Raw genomic sequence first — 17,562 nt, 5'->3', positions numbered from 1 at the left:
GCGGGGGTCAGCCGCCGAGCGGGTGCTGCGGGGCCAGCAGCTTCGCGATCCGCTCGGTGATCGTCTGGGAGTTGTTGCCGCCGGGCGCGTTGCGGCCCACCGTCGTGGACACGGCGATGGACAGCCGCTGGTGCGGCTCGTACGCCATCACGGCCGCGTAGCCGAAGAAGGACGGGTTCTGCACCACCCAGCCGTTCTTGACGACCACGCCGACGCCGAAGTGGAAGTCCTCGGTCATGGGCAGGCACACCGTCGCGGGGCAGGTGGCGGTCGGGTGGCCCAGGCCGACCGTGCCCGGGTTCAGCTGGGTGCGGAAGGACTGCCGCGAGAGCAGCTCACCCGAGCCGACGCCCTGTCCGGAGCGTGCGAGGTCGCAGATGTCCTGGGTGATGACGGCCCCGGGCGCGGTGGTCCAGGACGGGTTCCAGTAGGTGGATTCCTCGTAGGTGCCGCGCTCGTCGTCGTAGGCGTGCAGCACGGGCTGCGGGATGACCGCGGTGTCGTTGTCGCGGGTGTTGCGCAGGCCCAGCGGGCGGTAGACGCGCTGGCGCAGCAGGCGGTCGAGCGGCGTGCCGGAGATCTTCTCCAGGGCACGGCCGAGGAGGACGAAGTTGGCGTGCGAGTAGCTCCAGTTGGTGCCCGGCGCGTACCACAGGGGGTGGCTCAGGGAGATCCCGACGACCTCCTCGGGCGTCCAGTGCCGCCAGGGGTCGGCGTAGAGCTTCTTGAGGAAGACCGGGTCGGGGACGTAGTCGTGCAGGCCCGAGGTGGAGTCGCCGAGCATGCGCAGGGTGATCCGGTCGCCGTGCGGCAGGCGCGGCAGCCACTTGGAGACCGGGTCGTCGAGGTCCGCCCGGCCCTCCTCGACGAGCTGGAGCAGCACGGTGCCCATGAAGGCGATGCCGACCGAGCCGGTCCGGAAGTGCATGGCGGCGGTGGCGGGGACATCCGTCATGGACTCGCCGACGGCGCTCGTGACCAGGTCGCGGCCGCCGACCGTGACCTTGACGAGCGCGGCCTCGAGGTCGAGTTCCTTCTTGGCCCTGCGGACGATGTCGAGGACCTCGCGCGCCTTGCCCTGCGGGTCGCGGGTGGCGGTGCAGGCGCGGTCGTGGCGCTCGGGGACGGCGGCCGCGACCGCGGTCTGCAGGGTCGAGGCGAGGAGGGCGGCGGCGCAGAGCAGCGCCGTACGGGTACGCGTCATACGCGCACTATGGGCTGATTGTCACAACGGTCCGGCGGTCAACACTCCGGGCACCGGCGCCACGGACCCGGACGGAGGACGGGGCCTGCGCCGACTGCCCGGCCACCGGGGGGCGGCCCCGGCAGCCCGGGGCGGGACCACGCAGCCAAGCCGGCCGACGACCTCCCGAGGACCGGCTTGACTGCGGAGTCAGCCCAGTCTTGGCAGCCACCCGGTCCGCGTCAAGACCCGTCTCACCGATGAGCGCGGGCGACGCGGACCGACCCGCCCGCGGGCGGCGTCGGCCAAGAGCTGTTCCAGGACATCCACGGCCGCGGAGGGGGCGGGAATGGTCATGACCACGAAGCCTTCCCCGCCGCTCAGGGGGCGACACACGGATCGCGACCCACCCTGCGGACCGTGCCGGAAACGGACGTCCCGATGTCGGACTTGCGGCCCCAAGGGGCCTATTTCCAGGAGTCGTTGACGCTTCGACAACACCTCCGGCCGACGGTCGCCGCGGCCGGCAGAAGGAGTTCATCCGCATTCCTGCACCCTGCCCCCGGCGTGCGACTGACCGAATCGTTGCGGCTGAATACCGGCCGATCGTTCGAACGTTGACCAGTGAGTAATAAGAGCACTACCTTTCAACGCGTCTCGAGCACGCGCTGTAGAACGGCGTTCCGCGGTGAACCTCTGCCCGCTGGAATCCGGTGAGCCGCCTTTGCTGTCCCGACCCCCCCACCGTGCAGTCTCACCTTGATTCGGAGAATCATGACGTCCGCTGTGCGCTCCGAGGACATGATCATCGGCATCACTCCGTTCGGGGAGCCCGACGCGGGGCTCGCCCTGGCGACGGGCCGCGCCGGCGGCCTGGGCGTGCTCGATCTGGGACGGGGGGACCGAAGATCCCGGGAGGCCCTCGACCGCCTGCGCAGGGACTCCCCCGGCGCGTTCGGCGTCCGGGTCGACGCCCACTGCGCACTCGGCCCCGCCGATCTGACCCCTGACGGCCCGCACACCGTGGTACTCACCGCCCAAGCGGCCCGCGACGCACAAAGTCCTTGGCACATCAGCACTTTGACGGATCGTCATCGCATCCTGGTGGAGGTCGCCGACCTGGCGGACGCGCGGGAAGCGCTGCGCGCCGGCGCCCACGGCCTGATCGCGCGCGGAACCGAGTGCGGTGGCCGGATCGGCGAACTGAGCACCTACGTCCTGCTCCAGCAGCTCCTCGCCGCGCCCGAGGTGAGCGTGCCGGTGTGGGCGTGCGGCGGCATCGGTCCGCGCACCGCGGCCGCCGCGGTGGCGGGCGGGGCGGCCGGCGTGGTCCTGGACAGTCAGCTGGCGCTGCTCGCCGAGTCGGCCCTGCCCGAGCCGGCCGCGGCCGTGCTGCGCACCCTGGACGGTTCGGAGACCGTCGTCCTGGCCGGTCACCGCGTCCTGCTGCGGCGCGGCCCGGACGCACCACGGCTCGCGCCGGACGCCACCGCCGAGACGGTGGCCTCGATGCTGGGCGCGCAGGACCCGCGCACCCAGCTGCTCCCGGTGGGCCAGGACGGCTTCCTCGCCGCCCGGTTCGCCGAGCGCTGGACCGATGTGCGGCGCACGGTCCGCGCGCTCAGGGAAGCCGTGCTGGACGCCCTGCGCGACGACACCGCCGGGCGGGCGCTGCGGGACGGGTCGCCGATGGCCCGGGCGCTCGGCACCCGGCTGCCGGTCGCGCAGGGTCCCATGACCCGGGTGAGCGACGGAGCGGGGTTCGCCGCGGCGGTGGCCGCGGACGGGGCCCTGCCGTTCCTCGCGCTGGCGCTTGCGGACGGCGAGCGGACCCGGGCGATGCTCGCCGAGACACGGGAGGCGGCGGCCGGCCGGCCCTGGGGCGTGGGCGTCCTCGGTTTCGCGCCGGAGGAGGTGCGCGCCGCCCAGCTGGAGGCCGTACGGCAGCTGCGGCCGACCCACGCGATCATCGCGGGCGGACGGCCCTCCCAGGCGCAGGCGCTGGAGCGCGACGGTGTGCGCACCTTCCTGCACGTGCCGTCCCCGGGACTGCTGCGGCAGTTCCTGGAGGCGGGCGCGCGCCGGTTCGTCTTCGAGGGCGCGGAATGCGGCGGGCACGTCGGACCGCGCGCCAGCTTCCCGCTCTGGGAGGCACAACTAGCCGTGCTGGAAAATTTCTTGACGGACAGTGAGGCCGCCGACGTCGAGGTGTTCTTCGCCGGCGGGGTGCACGACGAGCGGTCGGCGGCGATGGTCGCCGCGCTCGCCGCCCCGCTGACCGCGCGCGGAGCGGCCGTCGGCGTGCTGATGGGCACCGCCTACCTGTTCACCGAGGAGGCGGTGGCGCTCGGCGCGATCCGGCCGCTGTTCCAGCGGCAGGTCATGGCGGCCGGGAGCACCGCGCTCCTGGAGTCGGCGCCGGGTCACGCCACACGGTGCGTGCCGAGCCCGTTCGCGGCCGGCTACCGGGACCGGGCGGCCCGGCTGCGCGCCGAGGGCGTGCCGGAGCGGCGGATCTGGGAGGAGCTGGAACGGCTCAACGTCGGCCGGCTGCGCGTCGCCAGCAAGGGCGTGACCCGGGACTCCGACGGTCTGCTCACTCCCGTCGACGAGGAACGCCAGCTCGCCGAAGGGATGTTCATGGCCGGCGAGGTGGCGGTGCTGCGCTCGGCCCCGACCACCCTCGCCGCGCTGCACACGTCGGTGACGGCGGGAGCGCTGGATCATCTCGCCCGGCGGGCGGCCGAGTTCGGTCTGCCGGACGAATCCGCCGAGGCGGAGGCTCCCGCCCCGCTCGACGTCGCCGTCGTCGGCATGGCCTGCATGTTCCCCGGGGCGCCCGACCTGGCCGCCTTCTGGGCGAACGTCGTGGCGGGCGTGGACGCGGTGGGCGAGGTTCCGGCGGACCGCTGGGACCCGGCCGTCCACCACGGCACGTCCACCCCCTCCAAATGGGGCGGCTTCCTGCCCCGCATCCCCTTCGACCCGCTGCGCTACGGCATTCCGCCGGCCTCCCTCGGCAGCGTCGAGCCGGTGCAGCTGCTGTCCCTGGAAGCCGCCCGGCGTGCCCTGGAGGACGCCGGATACGGCGACGGGGGGCGGCGGTTCGACCGCTCCCGCACCTCCGTGGTGTTCGGCGCGGAGGCGGGCAGCGACCTGTCGAACGCGGCCACCCTGCGGGCGGTCCTGCCCTCCTACTACGGCGAGGTCCCGGCCGGCCTCGACGGCCAGCTGCCGCAGCTCACCGAGGACTCCTTCCCCGGCATGCTCGCCAACGTCATCTCCGGGCGGATCGCCAACCGGCTGGACCTCGGCGGCGCCAACTACACCGTCGACGCGGCCTGCGCCTCCTCGCTGGCCGCCGTCGACGTCGCCTGCAAGGAACTGGTCGGCGGCACGTCCGACGTGGTGCTGTGCGGCGGCGCCGACCTGCACAACGGCATCAACGACTACGTCCTCTTCTCCTCCGTGCACGCCCTGTCCCCGACCGGCCGCTCCCGCGCCTTCGACGGCTCCGCGGACGGCATCGCGCTCGGCGAGGGCGTGGCCTGCGTGGTCCTCAAGCGTCTCGCGGACGCCGAACGCGACGGCGACCGGATCTACGGCGTCATCAAGGGGCTCGGCTCCTCCAGCGACGGACGTTCGCTCGGGCTGACCGCGCCGCGGCCCGAAGGGCAGCGTTCGGCCCTGGAGCGCGCCTACCGCAACGCGGGCGTCTCCCCGGCCGACGTCGGGCTCGTCGAGGCGCACGGCACCGGCACGGTGGTCGGCGACCGCACCGAACTGCGCATCCTCACCGAGGTGTTCGACGAGGCGGGGGCGAAGCCGGGCGGCTGTGTGCTCGGTTCGGTGAAGTCGCAGATCGGGCACACCAAGTGCGCCGCGGGACTCGCCGGCCTGATCAAGACGCTGCTGTCGCTGCACACGGGCGTCAGACCGCCCACGCTGCACGTCGAGGCCCCCAACCCGGCCTGGGACGCGGCCGCCAGTCCCTTCGCCTTCCACGCCGAAGCCCGTCCGTGGGCGGCCCCGGCCCGCGAACGCGTCGCCGGCGTCAGCGCGTTCGGGTTCGGCGGGACCAACTTCCATGTCGTGCTGGCCGCCCACGCCGAGGGCGTGCCCCCGGTGCGCGGACTGGACGCCTGGCCCGCCGAGCTGTTCGTCTTCCGGGGAAGGGACGAGGCGGCGGCCCGCCGCGCCGTGACCGAACTCCTCGAGGTCGCACAGACCGAGGGACGGCCCTGGCGGCTGCGCGACCTGGCGCTGAGCGCGGCGCGGCGGGCCGACGCGAGCGCGGATCCGACGTGGTTCGCGGTCGTGGCCACGGACCTCGACGACCTGGTGGAGAAACTGCGGCGACTGACGGCCGAACCCGCCGGGACCGGGCCGATGCGCGGCGTCCACCGGGCCGTCCGACCCGAAGAGCCCGACGAGCGCACCAGCGCCGCCCCCGACTCCGGCACCGGCCCCGGCCCCGGCCCCGGCCCCGGCCGGGACGACGCCGGGGAGGGCAAGGTCGCCTTCCTCTTCCCGGGCCAGGGCAGCCAGCGCACCGGCATGCTCGCCGACCTGTTCGTGGCCTTCCCCGAGCTGCGCCCGTACCTGGAGCTCGGGCGCGCCCACGCCGACGCGCTGTACCCGCCGGCCGCCTTCGACGACGCCGGCCGCGCCCGGCAGCAGGCCGCGCTGACCGACACCCGGGCGGCCCAGCCGGCGCTCGGCCTCGCCGGCCTCGCCGCGCACGCCGTGCTCACCGCGGCCGGGGTGCGTCCCGACATGGCCGCCGGACACAGCTACGGCGAGCTGGTCGCCCTCTGCGCGGCCGGCGCACTGACCCCCGGGACGCTGCTGGAACTGAGCGCCGAACGGGCCGCGGCGATCCTGGAGGCCGCCGGACACGCCGACGGAGAGGGCGGCCAGGCCGGCGGGAACGGCGGCGACCCCGGGACCATGGCCGCCGTCACGGCCGGCGCCGACGCGGTGACCGAGGCGCTGAAGGCGGGATCCGCACCGGACTCCGTCGTCGTCGCCAACCGCAACTCGCCCGGGCAGACGGTGATCTCGGGACCGACGGAGGCCGTCGCCGAGGCCGTCCGGCTGCTGCGCGAGGCCGGACTCGGGGCCCAGCGCATCCCCGTGGCCTGCGCCTTCCACAGTCCGCTGGTGGCAGGCGCCGCCGACCGGTTCGCCGGGGCGCTCGCAGGCCGCCCTGTGCACGCCCCCGAGTTCCCCGTGTGGTCCAACCGCACGGCCGCCCCCTACCCCGCCGACGCGGACGCCGTCCGGGCCGGGCTCGCCGCACAGATCGGCGCGCCGGTCGCCTTCGCCGAGCAGATCGAGGCGATGTACGCGGCCGGGGCGCGCGTCTTCGTCGAGGCCGGGCCCGGGACGGTGCTCACCCGGCTGGTCGGTCAGATCCTCGGCGACCGCCCGCATCGCACGGTGGCCTGCGAGCCCCGGCCGGGCAGCGGGCTCGGCGGCTGGCTCGACGCCCTGGCCGCGCTCGCCGTCGCGGGCCTGCCGGTGCGCGCGGGGTGGCTGCTGCGCGGCCGGGACGCGGTGGACGCGGTACGGACCCCCGTGCCGAAGCCGCCCGGCTGGACGGTCGACGGACAGCTGGTCCGCACCGCCGCCGGTGCGCTCCTTCCCGGTGCGCTCGCGCCGGCCCGACGAGTCGCGGAGACCCAGGAGACGACTGTGCCGACGAACCCCCCGCCCGGCGTCCCGTCCGACCGGGACGCTCTCATCTCCGAGTTCCTGCGCACCAGCCGCGAGATGATCGCCGCCCAACGGGACGTGCTGCTCACCTACTTCGGCGCCACGCCGGGGGCCGCGATCGCCGCACCCCTGGCCGTCGGGCAACTGCCGGCGGCGCAGACGCCGGCCGAACTCGCGGCGCCCCGACCGCAGTCGGCGCCGCAGACGCCGGCGGCGCAGACGGGCACGGCCGCGAGGGACACGGCGGACACCGCGTCCGCGGCCGAGGCGGTGGCCCCGGCCGGCGGACCGCCGGACGTCCGGCAGGTCGTCCTGGAGATCATCAGCGAGCGCACCGGCTACCCGGTCGACATGATCGAGCCCGACCTCGATCTGGAGGCGGACCTCAGCATCGACTCCATCAAACGGGCGGAGATCGCCGGTGAGCTGGCCCGGCGGCTGGGCGGCGCGGGCGCGGACCTGACCGCGATGGACGACGCCGAGCTGGAGGAGCTGGCCAGGGCGCGCACCGCCGCCGCGGTGACCGACTGGCTCACGGCCCGGCTGGACGAAGCCGCGGCGACCGGGACCGCACCCGCCCCCGCCCCCGCAGGGCCCACCGCACCCATCGCGCCCCCCGCGCCCGGGGCCCCGGAGGCCGACGAGGTGCGCGCCGAGCCTCCCCGGCGGCACGTGCTGCGGCCGGTGCTCCTCGACTCCGCGGACCGGACCCCCGCCGACCCGTCCGCGGTGCTCTCCGGCACCCGCTGGACCGTCCTCGGGGACGCCCCGGAGGTCGCCGCCCGGCTGGTCTCGCACGGCGCCCACGTCACCGTCCGCGGCCGGGACCACGTCCTGTCGCGGGACGACGGGGCGGTGGACGGGGTGCTGTACCTCGGGGCCCTCACCGGCGCCGACGACGGCGCGCCGGTGCTGCCGGACGCCTTCCCCGTGCTGAAGGCGGCCCTCGCGGGCGGCCCGCGGTGGCTGCTGGCCGTCCGGCAGGGCGACGTCGACACGCCCGACGCCAGGACGGCGGGCCTGCGCGGCCTGTTCCGGACCCTGGCGCGGGAGTGCCCGGACACGCTCGCACGGATCGTCGACCTCACCGACGTGTCGGCGGCCGCGGTCGCGGACGCGGTGGTCGAGGAGGCCGTCGCCGCCGACCGCACGCCGGTCGTGCTGCGGACGGCGGCCGGACGGCACGGCTTCGAGCTGGCGGAGGCGCCGCTGGGCGCGCTCGGCAGCACGGGCGCCGGACCGGCCGGGGACGGCGTCGCGGAGGCGGCCGCGCTCGGCCTGGACCGGGACTCGGTGGTGCTGCTGGCGGGCGGCGCGCGGGGCATCACCGCGCAGTTCGCCGCCGCGCTCGCCGGGGCCGCCCGCTGCCGGCTGGAGCTGCTCGGCCGCACCCCCGCTCCGGACGGTCCCGAGGACGCGGACACCGCGGCCGCGCGCACCCCGGCCGCCTTGCGCGCCGCGCTCGCCGCACGCGGCGGCCTGAAGCCGGCCGAGATCAACCGCGCGGCCGAACTCCTCCTCGCCCAGAGGGAGATCGCGGCCACGCTGGCCGAGCTCGACGCGCTCGGCAGTCGGGCCCGCTACCGCACCGTCGACTTCCGGGAGCCGGACGCCGTGCGCCAGGCGGTGAAGGAGATCCACGCCGAGCACGGCAGGCTCGACGGCGTCGTCCACGCGGCCGGCGTCATCGAGGACCGGCTGATCGGAGAGAAGAGCGCCGAGTCGTTCCAACGCGTGTACGGCACGAAGGCGACCGGCGCGCACGCCCTGCTCACCGCAGTGGAGGAGCTGCCCTCGACGCCCGCGTTCACCGTGCTGTTCGGCTCGATATCGGCCGTTCTCGGCAACCGGGGCCAGGTGGACTACGCGGCCGCCAACGACGCGCTGGAGACGCTCGGGGCGGCCTTCGCGGCCCGCACCGGCCGCCGCGCCGTGACCGTGCACTGGGGTCCGTGGGCGCCCGCCGCCGGGCACGCCGGCATGGTCGGGGCCGAGTTGGCCCGCGAGTACGCCCGGCGCGGCATCCGGCTGATCGATCCCGAGGAGGGAACCGCGGCGCTGCTGCGGGAGCTGGCCTGGGGCGAGGAGTCGGCCACCGCCGTCGTCTACACCGCCTCGGGCTGGTGACCGCCGCGGTGACGTCGTCCGCAACGGTCGACGCGGGACCGAGATCGATGACGGAACGTCAGGAACTGGAACCACGGCTGTTCGGGGGCATGTCGTCGGAGCGGCGGGCGTCCGGGCGTCAGACGCCGGTCGCCATCGTCGGGATGTCGGTGCTGCTGCCGGGCGCCGCCGGTCTCGACGCGTACTGGCGCAACCTGCGCGACGGGGTCGACGCGATCGGCGAGGCGCCGGACGGACGCTGGGACGCCGCGTTCTACCGGCCCGGCACGGCCGCCGACCCGGCCGTCGCGGACCGGGTCTACACCCGGCGCGGCGGGTTCGTGGACGGGCTCGCGGAAGTCGAGGTCACCCGGTTCGGGATCATGCCGAACTCGGTGGCCGGGACCGAGCCCGACCAGCTCATCGCCCTGCACGTGGCCTCGGCCGCGCTCGATGACGCGGGCGGCGCGGACCGTCTGCCCGAGCGGGAGCGCGTCGGCGTCGTCCTCGGCCGGGGCGGCTACCTCACGCCCGGGCTGGTTCGGCTCGACCAGCGGGTGCGCACCGCCGGCCAGCTCGTGCGCACCCTCGGCGAGCTGCTGCCCGACCTGACGGACCGGCAACTCGAGCGGGTGCGGGACGCGTTCACCGAGCGACTCGGTCCGGACAGTCCCGAGTCCGCGATCGGCCTGGTGCCCAATCTGGCCGCCTCCCGGGTCGCCAACCGGCTCGACCTGCGCGGACCGGCGTACACCGTGGACGCGGCCTGCGCCTCGTCGCTGGTCGCCGTGGACCAGGCGGTGGGCGAACTCGTCTCCGGCCGGTGCGACGTGATGCTCGCCGGCGGAGTGCACCACTGCCACGACATCACGCTCTGGAGCGTCTTCTCCCAGCTGCGCGCCCTCTCCCCCAGCCAGCGCATCCGCCCCTTCCACCGGGAGGCGGACGGCATCCTCATCGGCGAGGGCACGGGCGTCGTCGTCCTCAAGCGGCTGTCCGACGCCGAGCGCGACGGCGACCGGGTCTACGCCGTCATCCGGGGCACCGGGGTGGCCAGCGACGGCCGGGCGGCCGGGCTGGTCAACCCCGATCCGGGTGGTCAGGCGCTGGCCGTGCGGCAGGCGTGGCGGGCCGCCGGGCTCGATCCCGCCGCGCCCGGCTCGGTGGGTCTGCTGGAGGCGCACGGCACCGCGACCCCGGCCGGGGACGGCGCCGAACTCGAAACGCTGGCCGAGGTGTTCGGCCCCGGGGACGGCGAGGCGGTCCTCGGATCGGTCAAGTCGATGATCGGGCACACCATGCCCGCCGCCGGGGTGGCCGGACTGGTCAAGGCCGCCCTCGCCGTGCACCACCGCACACTGCTGCCGACGCTGCACTGCGACGACCCCCACCCGGCGCTGGCCCGCACCCGGTTCCGCACCCTGGACAAGGCCGCCGACTGGGAGACCACGGCCGGGCAGCCCGTGCGTCGTGCGGCCGTCAACGCCTTCGGGTTCGGCGGGATCAACGCCCACGTGGTGCTGGAGGAGGCGCCCGCCGCCCGCGGGCCGCGCGCCGCGGCGCCCCGCGCGGTCCTGGACGTGGCCGAGCCCGAACGCGTCCTGCTGCTCGCCGCCGACTCCCCCGCCCGGCTCGCCGCCCTCCTGGACGTGACCGACGACGCCGTACGGGCCGCCGGTCTCGACCCCTCCCGTCCGCACCCGGACGCCGGGGGGAGCCGGCTCGGCATCGTCGAGCCGACCGCCAAACGCCTCGCGCTGGCCCGCCGCGCCGTCGCCAAGGAGCGTGCCTGGCACGGCCGCAGCGACGTCTGGTTCCGGCCGAGCCCGCTGCTGGGCGCCGGCCGGGGCCGGCTGGCGTTCCTGTTCCCCGGGCTGGAGGGCGACTTCACCCCGCAGGTCGAGGACGTGGCCGCCCACTTCGCCCTGCCCGCTCCGGCCGTCGACGGCGACCGGCCCGGCGACGTGGGCCGGCACGGCTTCGGCGTCGTCGCCGTCGGCCGCCTCCTCGACGCGGCGCTGCGCCGCAGCGGGATCGTGCCGGACGCGGTCGCCGGGCACAGCGTCGGCGAGTGGACGGCGATGGCCGCGGCCGGACTCTACGCCGGGGACGAGGTCGACGCCTTCATGGCGGAGTTCGACCCGGACACCGTCGCGGTCCCCGGGCTGGCCTTCGGCGCGATCGGCGCGTCCGCGGAACGGGTGCGGACCGCCCTGCACGACGAGGGCGGAGCACGGGCGGGTCTGGTGCTGTCCCACGACAACGCGCCCGGCCAGTCCATGGTGTGCGGGCCGCAGGCGGCGGTCGAGGACTTCGTGCGGGCGTTCCGCGCCCAGGGCGTGCTCAGCCAGGTGCTGCCGTTCCGGTCGGGCTTCCACACGCCGATGCTGAAGCCCCACATCGGCCCGATCGAGGCGGCGGCCGCCCGGTTCCGGCTGCACCGTCCGCACACCCCGCTCTGGTCGGGGACCACGGCCGCGCCGTTCCCCGCGGACGAGGACGGCGTTCGGTCCCTGTTCGTGCGGCATCTGCTGGAGCCCGTGCGCTTCCGGCAGCTCGCCGAGGCCCTGCACGCGGCCGGCCACACCGCGTACGTCCAGGTCGGGCCAGGTCAGCTCGGTTCCCTCGTCGGCGACACCCTGGGCGGACGCGACCACCTGGTGATCGCCGCCAACTCGCCCCACCGCACGGGCCTCGCCCAGCTGCGCCGGGTCGCCACCGCACTGTGGACGGCGGGAGCCGCGGTGTCGCCCCTGCTGCCTGCGCCCTCGTCCGCGTTCGCGTCCGGGGGGCGGGACGCCCGCCGGCTCCCCCCGGCACGGCTGGACCTGGACGGCGCCCTGGTCTCGCTCGCCCCGCAGCGCCTCGCCGAACTGCGCGCCGAACTGCGCGACGGACTGCGGGACGGACTGCGGGAGGGACTGCACGACGAACCGGGAGGCGGACGGCGGGAAGGACTACGGGCCGCGCCGCACGCCCCGCCCGGCGCGCCCCCCGCCCGCACGGAGCCCGCCGCCGCTGCGGCCCCCACGCCCGGGCCCGGCGGTCCGTCGCCGCTGGACGCCCTGGTCGCACGCTCCCCGATCGCCGCCGAGCTGAGCGCACTGCTCCGCGACACGGCGGACACCGCGGCCGCCCTGATGACCGCACACGTTCCGGCGACCGCGCGTGCTGCGGCGGACCTGCGTGCTCCGGCGGCCTCGCACGCCGCGGCGACCGCGCCGAACCGCCCGGTCGCCCCCGGACGCACGACGGTCCGCGTCTGCACCGACGCCATGCCCTACCTCCTGGACCACTGCTTCTTCCCGCAACGCCCCGGCTGGCCCGACCTCGCCGACCGCTGGCCGGTCGTTCCCGCCACGACGATCGTGCAGCACGTCATGGACGCGGCGGCGGACGCCGCACGGGCCGCGGACGCCGGCCGGACGGTGCCGGTCGCCGTGCACGGGGCGCGCTTCGAGGAGTGGCTCACCGCCGCCCCCGCCGTCGACGTGCCGGTCACCCTGGCACCCGCCGGCGCGGACCGCCTCACCGTCTCCTTCGGCCCGCGGGCCCGGGCCACCGTGGAACTCGCCGCGGCCCATCCCGCGCCGCCGCCCGCCCCCTGGGACGCCCCGCCCGGACCCGAACGCACCCCCGACCACACCGCCGCCCAGCTCTACGACGAGCGCTGGATGTTCCACGGCCCGGCGTTCCGCGGCGTCACCGAACTCACCGCGATCGGCGACCGCCATGTGCGCGGGGTCATCACCACGCCGGCCGCGCCCGGTGCGCTGCTGGACAACGTGGGCCAGATCCTCGGCTACTGGATCATGGCGACCCGGACCGAGCGGACCGTGGTGTTCCCGGTCGGGATGCGGGAGATGCGCTTCTACGGGCCGCATCCGGCGACCGGGACCCCGGTCGGGTGCTTGGTGAGGATCACCTCGCTGACCGACGCGTTCCTCGAGGCCGACGTCCAGCTGACGGTGGACGGCACGGTCTGGGCGGAGCTGCGCGGCTGGCAGGACCGGCGCTTCGACAACGATCCCGCCACCCGGCCCGTCGAGCGGTTCCCCGAGCGCAACACCCTGTCAGAGACCCGCCCGGGCGGCTGGCAGCTGCTGCACGAGCGATGGCCCGACCTGGCCTCCCGTGAACTGATCATGCGCAACTCGCTGGGCGGCACGGAACGCGCCCAGTACGCGCAACACCCGCCGCGGGGACGCCGGCAGTGGCTGCTGGGCAGGATCGCGGCCAAGGATGCGGTGCGGCGGTGGCTCTGGGATCACGGCGAGGGACCGGTGTTCCCGGCGGAACTGAGGGTGCGCAACGACGCGGCGGGCCTCCCGTACGTCACCGGCGAGCACGGTCGCGTCCTGCCGCCGCTGGACGTCTCACTGGCGCACTGCGCGGAGGCGGCCGTGGCGATCGTCCGCCCGCACCGGCCCGGCCCCGGACCGGGGATCGACATCGAGGAGGTCGTCGAGCGCACCCCGCAGACCCTCGCCGCCGCCCTCGGCGGAGACGAACTGCGCCTGCTGGGCGCGCTGTCCGCCGCCGGCGGCGACTCCGAGGCCCTGTGGTTCACCCGCTTCTGGGCGGCGAAGGAGGCCGTCGCGAAGGCGGAGGGCACCGGATTCGGCGGCAGACCACGGGACTTCAGGGTGCTCGACGCGACGGCGGCCGGCGACCGGCTGACCGTGGCGGGCCGCCTGGAACGCGCCTACACCGTGCACTGCGCACCCGCCGCCAACCCGCCCCGGCTGCCGCGACGCGCGTACGCGGTGGCGTGGACGACGGGACCCTCGACCGCGAAGGAGTACGACACCCCATGACATCCCCCACCCCCCACTCCCCCGTCACCGCCGAGGAGGAGTCCGTCCTCGCCGACCTCACCGGGATGCTCGCGCGGCTCCTGGAGGACGAGTACGGCCTCGACGACGTCGAGATCGGCATGCACACCACCTTCAACCGCGATCTGGAGCTGGAGAGCATCGACCTGGTCACCCTCGCCGGAATGCTGCAGGAGCGGTACGGCGACCGGGTCAACTTCGCCGAGTTCCTGGCCGGCATGGAGTTCGACGAGATCATCGAGCTCACCGTGGGCCGGCTCGTCGAGTACGTCGTGACGAGCCTGAAGGCCTCGGCGGAGGCGGGCTGAGCCATGGCGATGGTCGACACCGGCGCCGTCCGGTTGCACGTACAGCGGCTCGGCCCGAGGGAGGGCCGGCCGGCCACCGCCACCGTGGTGCTGGTGCACGGTCTGCTCACCGACAGCCTGGCCAGCTACTACTTCACCGTGGCGCCCGCGTTCGCCGCGGCGGGCCTCGACGTCGTCATGTACGACCTGCGCGGCCACGGCCGCAGCGCACGCCCCGCCGAGGGCTACACGCTGGACCACAACGTGGACGACCTCGAGGACCTGCTCGACCGGCTGGGGGTGACCGGTCCGGTGCACCTGGTCGGCAACTCCTACGGCGGCACGATCGCGTTCGGATACGCCGCCCGGCACCCCGGGAGGGCGGCGAGCGTGACCCTCGTCGAGTCCGAACCGGCCACCGCCGCCTGGGCGGTGAAGCTCGGCGGCATCCTGGACCGGGTCGTGACGCAGCTCGCCCACAACGAGCCCGACGCGATCGCCTGGATCAGCGCCCACCGCGGCCACAACACCGCGCGCCTGGCCAAGGGCGCGGCCAAGCTCGCCCGCGACACCACCCTCGGCCGGGACATCCCGGCCAGCCGGGTGCTGACGGAGGACCGGATCGCGGCGGTGCGCTGCCCGGTGCTCGCCCTGTACGGCGGCGACTCCGACCTCGCCGCACTCGCGCCGTGGCTGGAGTCGGTGCTGCCGGACTGCCGGACGGTGGTGATCCCGGGCCATGAGCACTCGGTGCTCGTGGAGGCGTCGGGCGTCGTCGGCGGGCACATCCTGACCCTCGTCGAGGAGGCCGGACGGACCGCGGCGAAGGCCGCCGGATGAGCCGGTTCCTGTTCGTCGTGCCCCCGCTGGTCGGACACGTCAACCCGACGGTCGGCGTAGCCGCCGAGCTCGCCGCACGCGGCCACGCGGTGGCCTGGGTCTGTCCCGATCCGGAGCTGGTCGCCGGGCTGGTGGGCCGCTCGGCGGGCCCGGTCTACGCCTGCGGCGGGGCTCCTGCGGGTGAGCGGCCCGCGGACCTGCGCGGGCCGGAGGCGCTGAAGTTCCTGTGGGAGTGGTACCTGCTGCCGCTGGCCGAGGCGATGGCGCCGGGGGTGCGGGCGGCGGTCGAGGAGTTCGGGCCCGACGTCGTCGTCGCCGACCAGCAGGCCTTCGCCGGCGCGCTGGTCGCCGAGCGGCTGGGCCTGCCGTGGGCGACCTCGGCGACCACGTCCGCCGAGCTCACCGACCCGCTGGCCGGGCTGCCCAAGGTCCGCCGGTGGCTGGACGAGCGGCTGACCGCGCTGCGGGCCGCCGTCGGCGACCCCGCCGGCGCGGCCGACCCCCGTTTCTCCCCGCATCTCGTTCTCGCCTTCAGCACACCGGAGTTGGCGGGCGGATCGCCCGGGACCGCCGGGAGCGGCGGGGTCGCAGGGAGCAGCGGGGACGAGGGGAGCGGCGGAAGCGTCTGCTGGGTCGGCCCGTCGGTGTCGGCCCGGCCGTCGGCCGCCGGTTTCCCGTGGGAGTGGCTCGACGCCGGACGCGCCACCGTGCTGGTCACGCTCGGCACCGCGAACGCCGACGTCGGCGGCCGCTTCCTCGACGTGTGCCGGAGCGCGCTGCGGGAGCGGGCCGACCGGGTGCAGGGGGTGATCGTCGACCCCGGCGGCACCCTGGGAGCGCGCGAGCCGGACAAGGACGTGCTGATCGTGCCGTCCGTGCCGCAACTCGCCCTGCTGGAAAAGGGAGTCGGCGCGGTGGTCTGCCACGCGGGTCACAACACCGTGTGCGAGGCCCTGTGGCACGGGATCCCGCTCGTCGTGGCCCCCATCCGCGACGACCAGCCGGTGGTGGCCGGGCAGGTCGTGGACGCGGGTGCCGGGGTGCGGGTGCGCTTCGGCCGGGTCACCGCACAGCGGTTCGGCGCGGCGCTCGACTTCGTCCTGGACGACCCCGGCCCCCGCGCGGCGGCCGTCCGCATCCGCACCGCGTTCCGCGCCGCGGGCGGCGCGACCGCCGCGGCGGCCCGACTCGAAGCACTGGCACGGGAGTTCAGATGACCGATCAGATCACGTCCGGCGATCCGGCCGAGCCCGTCAGGCCCGCAGAGTCCGCAGAGTCCGCAGAGTCCGTCAAGCCTGCCGAGCGGATAGCCGGGCTGCGGCCCGTCTACCAGGCGGACCTCGCCGCCGGGCTGGAGCGCTTCTTCGAGCCCCGCCGCACCGACTGCCCCTGGTGCGGCGCGCGGGAGCTGACCACCCGCCTGCGCACCACCGACCTGCTCCAGCACAAGCCGGGCCGGTTCGTGCTGGACCGCTGCGAGCGCTGCGGACACACCTTCCAGAACCCCCGGCTCAGCGCGCAGGGACTGGAGTTCTACTACCGGGACTTCTACGACGGACTGGGCGAGAAGAAGCTCGGCGACACCTTCGGCGGCCGGACGAAGATGTACCGGGGGCGGGCCGAGTCGATGCTGCCGCACGACCCCGCGCCGAAGAGCTGGCTGGACGTGGGCACCGGGCACGGTCATTTCTGCGCCGCCGCCCGGGAGGTGCTGCCCGGCACGGTGTTCGACGGGCTCGACTTCACCGACGGCGTCGAACTCGCCGAACGGGAGGGCCGGGTGGAGCGCGGGTACCGGGGCGACTTCCCGGACCTGGCGTCCGAACTGGCCGCCCGTTACGACGTGGTCAGCATGTTCCACTACCTGGAGCACAGCACCGATCCCGACCGTGAGCTGCGCGCCGCCCGGGAGGCGGTCCGGCCCGGCGGGCACCTGCTGATCGAGGTGCCGGACCCCGAGAGCCGCTACGCACGGCTGCTGGGCCGCTGGTGGCTGCCCTGGCTCCAGCCGCAGCACCTGCACCTCGTACCGGTGGCCAATCTGCGGGAGCGGCTCACGAGCCTCGGCTTCACGGTGGTGGCGGAGCAGCACGCGGAGCCGCACGACCCGGTCGACCTGCTGGCCGGCGTCTGGCTCGCGCTGGACCACGCGGCGCCCCGCGACGACGCGCCCTGGCTGCCCCGACCGCCCGGCGCGCTGCGCCGCGCGCTGCGCGGGACCCTGCTGGTCGCCGGGATCCCGGCCCTGGTCGTCGCCACGTTGCTGGACCGGTTCGCGGTGCGGCCGCTGTCGCACCGGCTCGGCGTGTCCAACGCCTACCGGCTGGTGGCCCGCCGGGAGTGACCGGCGGGACCGGGCGGGCGTGCGGGCGTACGGGCGGGATGACGGCGGTTCGCGAGGAAGGCCCGTGCGCGACGGCCGGACCGTGCCGGCTTCACCCCTTCCGTCGAGCGGGGGCCGGCGCGCTCGTGGAGCAGCACGACGTGCCGGGCGTCGGAGGAACGGCTGAACCGCGAGGTTGCCGAGGGGTGCGCGGCCACGACGGCGACGACGGGCACGCGGAGAGGACGCGCGCCTCCTGGGCCGGCCCGG

7 protein-coding genes are annotated in these 17,562 nt (G+C 75.5%); 6 read left to right on the top strand and 1 reads right to left on the bottom strand.

The window, feature by feature from the left end; translation table 11 throughout:
- Window positions 1-7: 7 nt before the first annotated feature.
- Entirely contained in the window at window positions 8-1,204 is a 1,197-nt protein-coding gene (locus ACH4ZA_RS19385; RefSeq protein ID WP_398430558.1) for a serine hydrolase domain-containing protein, read from the bottom strand.
- A 753-nt stretch (window positions 1,205-1,957) separates the two neighbouring features.
- On the opposite strand from ACH4ZA_RS19385, the gene ACH4ZA_RS19380 reads away from it, so the two are divergent.
- The 6 genes from ACH4ZA_RS19380 (at window position 1,958) to ACH4ZA_RS19355 (ending at window position 17,313) form a co-directional block, all read left to right on the top strand.
- Window positions 1,958-9,028 carry an SDR family oxidoreductase gene (locus tag ACH4ZA_RS19380; RefSeq protein WP_398430557.1) on the top strand — a complete coding sequence of 2,357 codons (7,071 nt, stop codon included), beginning with the start codon at window positions 1,958-1,960 and terminating at the stop codon, window positions 9,026-9,028.
- Window positions 9,029-9,117: 89 nt separating this feature from the next.
- On the top strand, window positions 9,118-13,824 hold the full coding sequence (locus ACH4ZA_RS19375) for a beta-ketoacyl synthase N-terminal-like domain-containing protein (protein WP_398430826.1): 4,707 nt from the start codon (window positions 9,118-9,120) through the stop codon (window positions 13,822-13,824).
- Window positions 13,821-14,150 carry an acyl carrier protein gene (locus ACH4ZA_RS19370; protein ID WP_398430556.1) on the top strand — a complete coding sequence of 110 codons (330 nt, stop codon included), beginning with the start codon at window positions 13,821-13,823 and terminating at the stop codon, window positions 14,148-14,150. The genes ACH4ZA_RS19375 and ACH4ZA_RS19370 overlap by 4 nt, the downstream gene beginning before the upstream one ends.
- Window positions 14,151-14,153: 3 nt before the next feature.
- The gene (locus ACH4ZA_RS19365) at window positions 14,154-14,969 is read left to right on the top strand and encodes an alpha/beta fold hydrolase (protein WP_398430555.1); all 816 of its coding nucleotides are present in this window, start codon (window positions 14,154-14,156) and stop codon (window positions 14,967-14,969) included.
- Window positions 14,966-16,186: a glycosyltransferase gene (locus tag ACH4ZA_RS19360; RefSeq protein ID WP_398430554.1), complete on the top strand. Its 1,221-nt coding sequence runs from the start codon at window positions 14,966-14,968 to the stop codon at window positions 16,184-16,186. The genes ACH4ZA_RS19365 and ACH4ZA_RS19360 overlap by 4 nt, the downstream gene beginning before the upstream one ends.
- 89 nt (window positions 16,187-16,275) lie before the next feature.
- Window positions 16,276-17,313 (top strand): class I SAM-dependent methyltransferase, encoded by a 1,038-nt coding sequence (locus ACH4ZA_RS19355; RefSeq protein ID WP_398430825.1) that lies wholly within the window; start codon window positions 16,276-16,278, stop codon window positions 17,311-17,313.
- Window positions 17,314-17,562: the final 249 nt, after the last annotated feature.

The sequence above is a fragment of the Streptomyces sp. NPDC020597 genome, assembly GCF_044335095.1.
In the GTDB taxonomy this organism is placed as follows: Bacteria; Actinomycetota; Actinomycetes; order Streptomycetales; family Streptomycetaceae; genus Streptomyces.
Note: the sequence above shows the minus strand (reverse complement) of the source record. Positions and strands in the feature narration are given on the sequence as shown.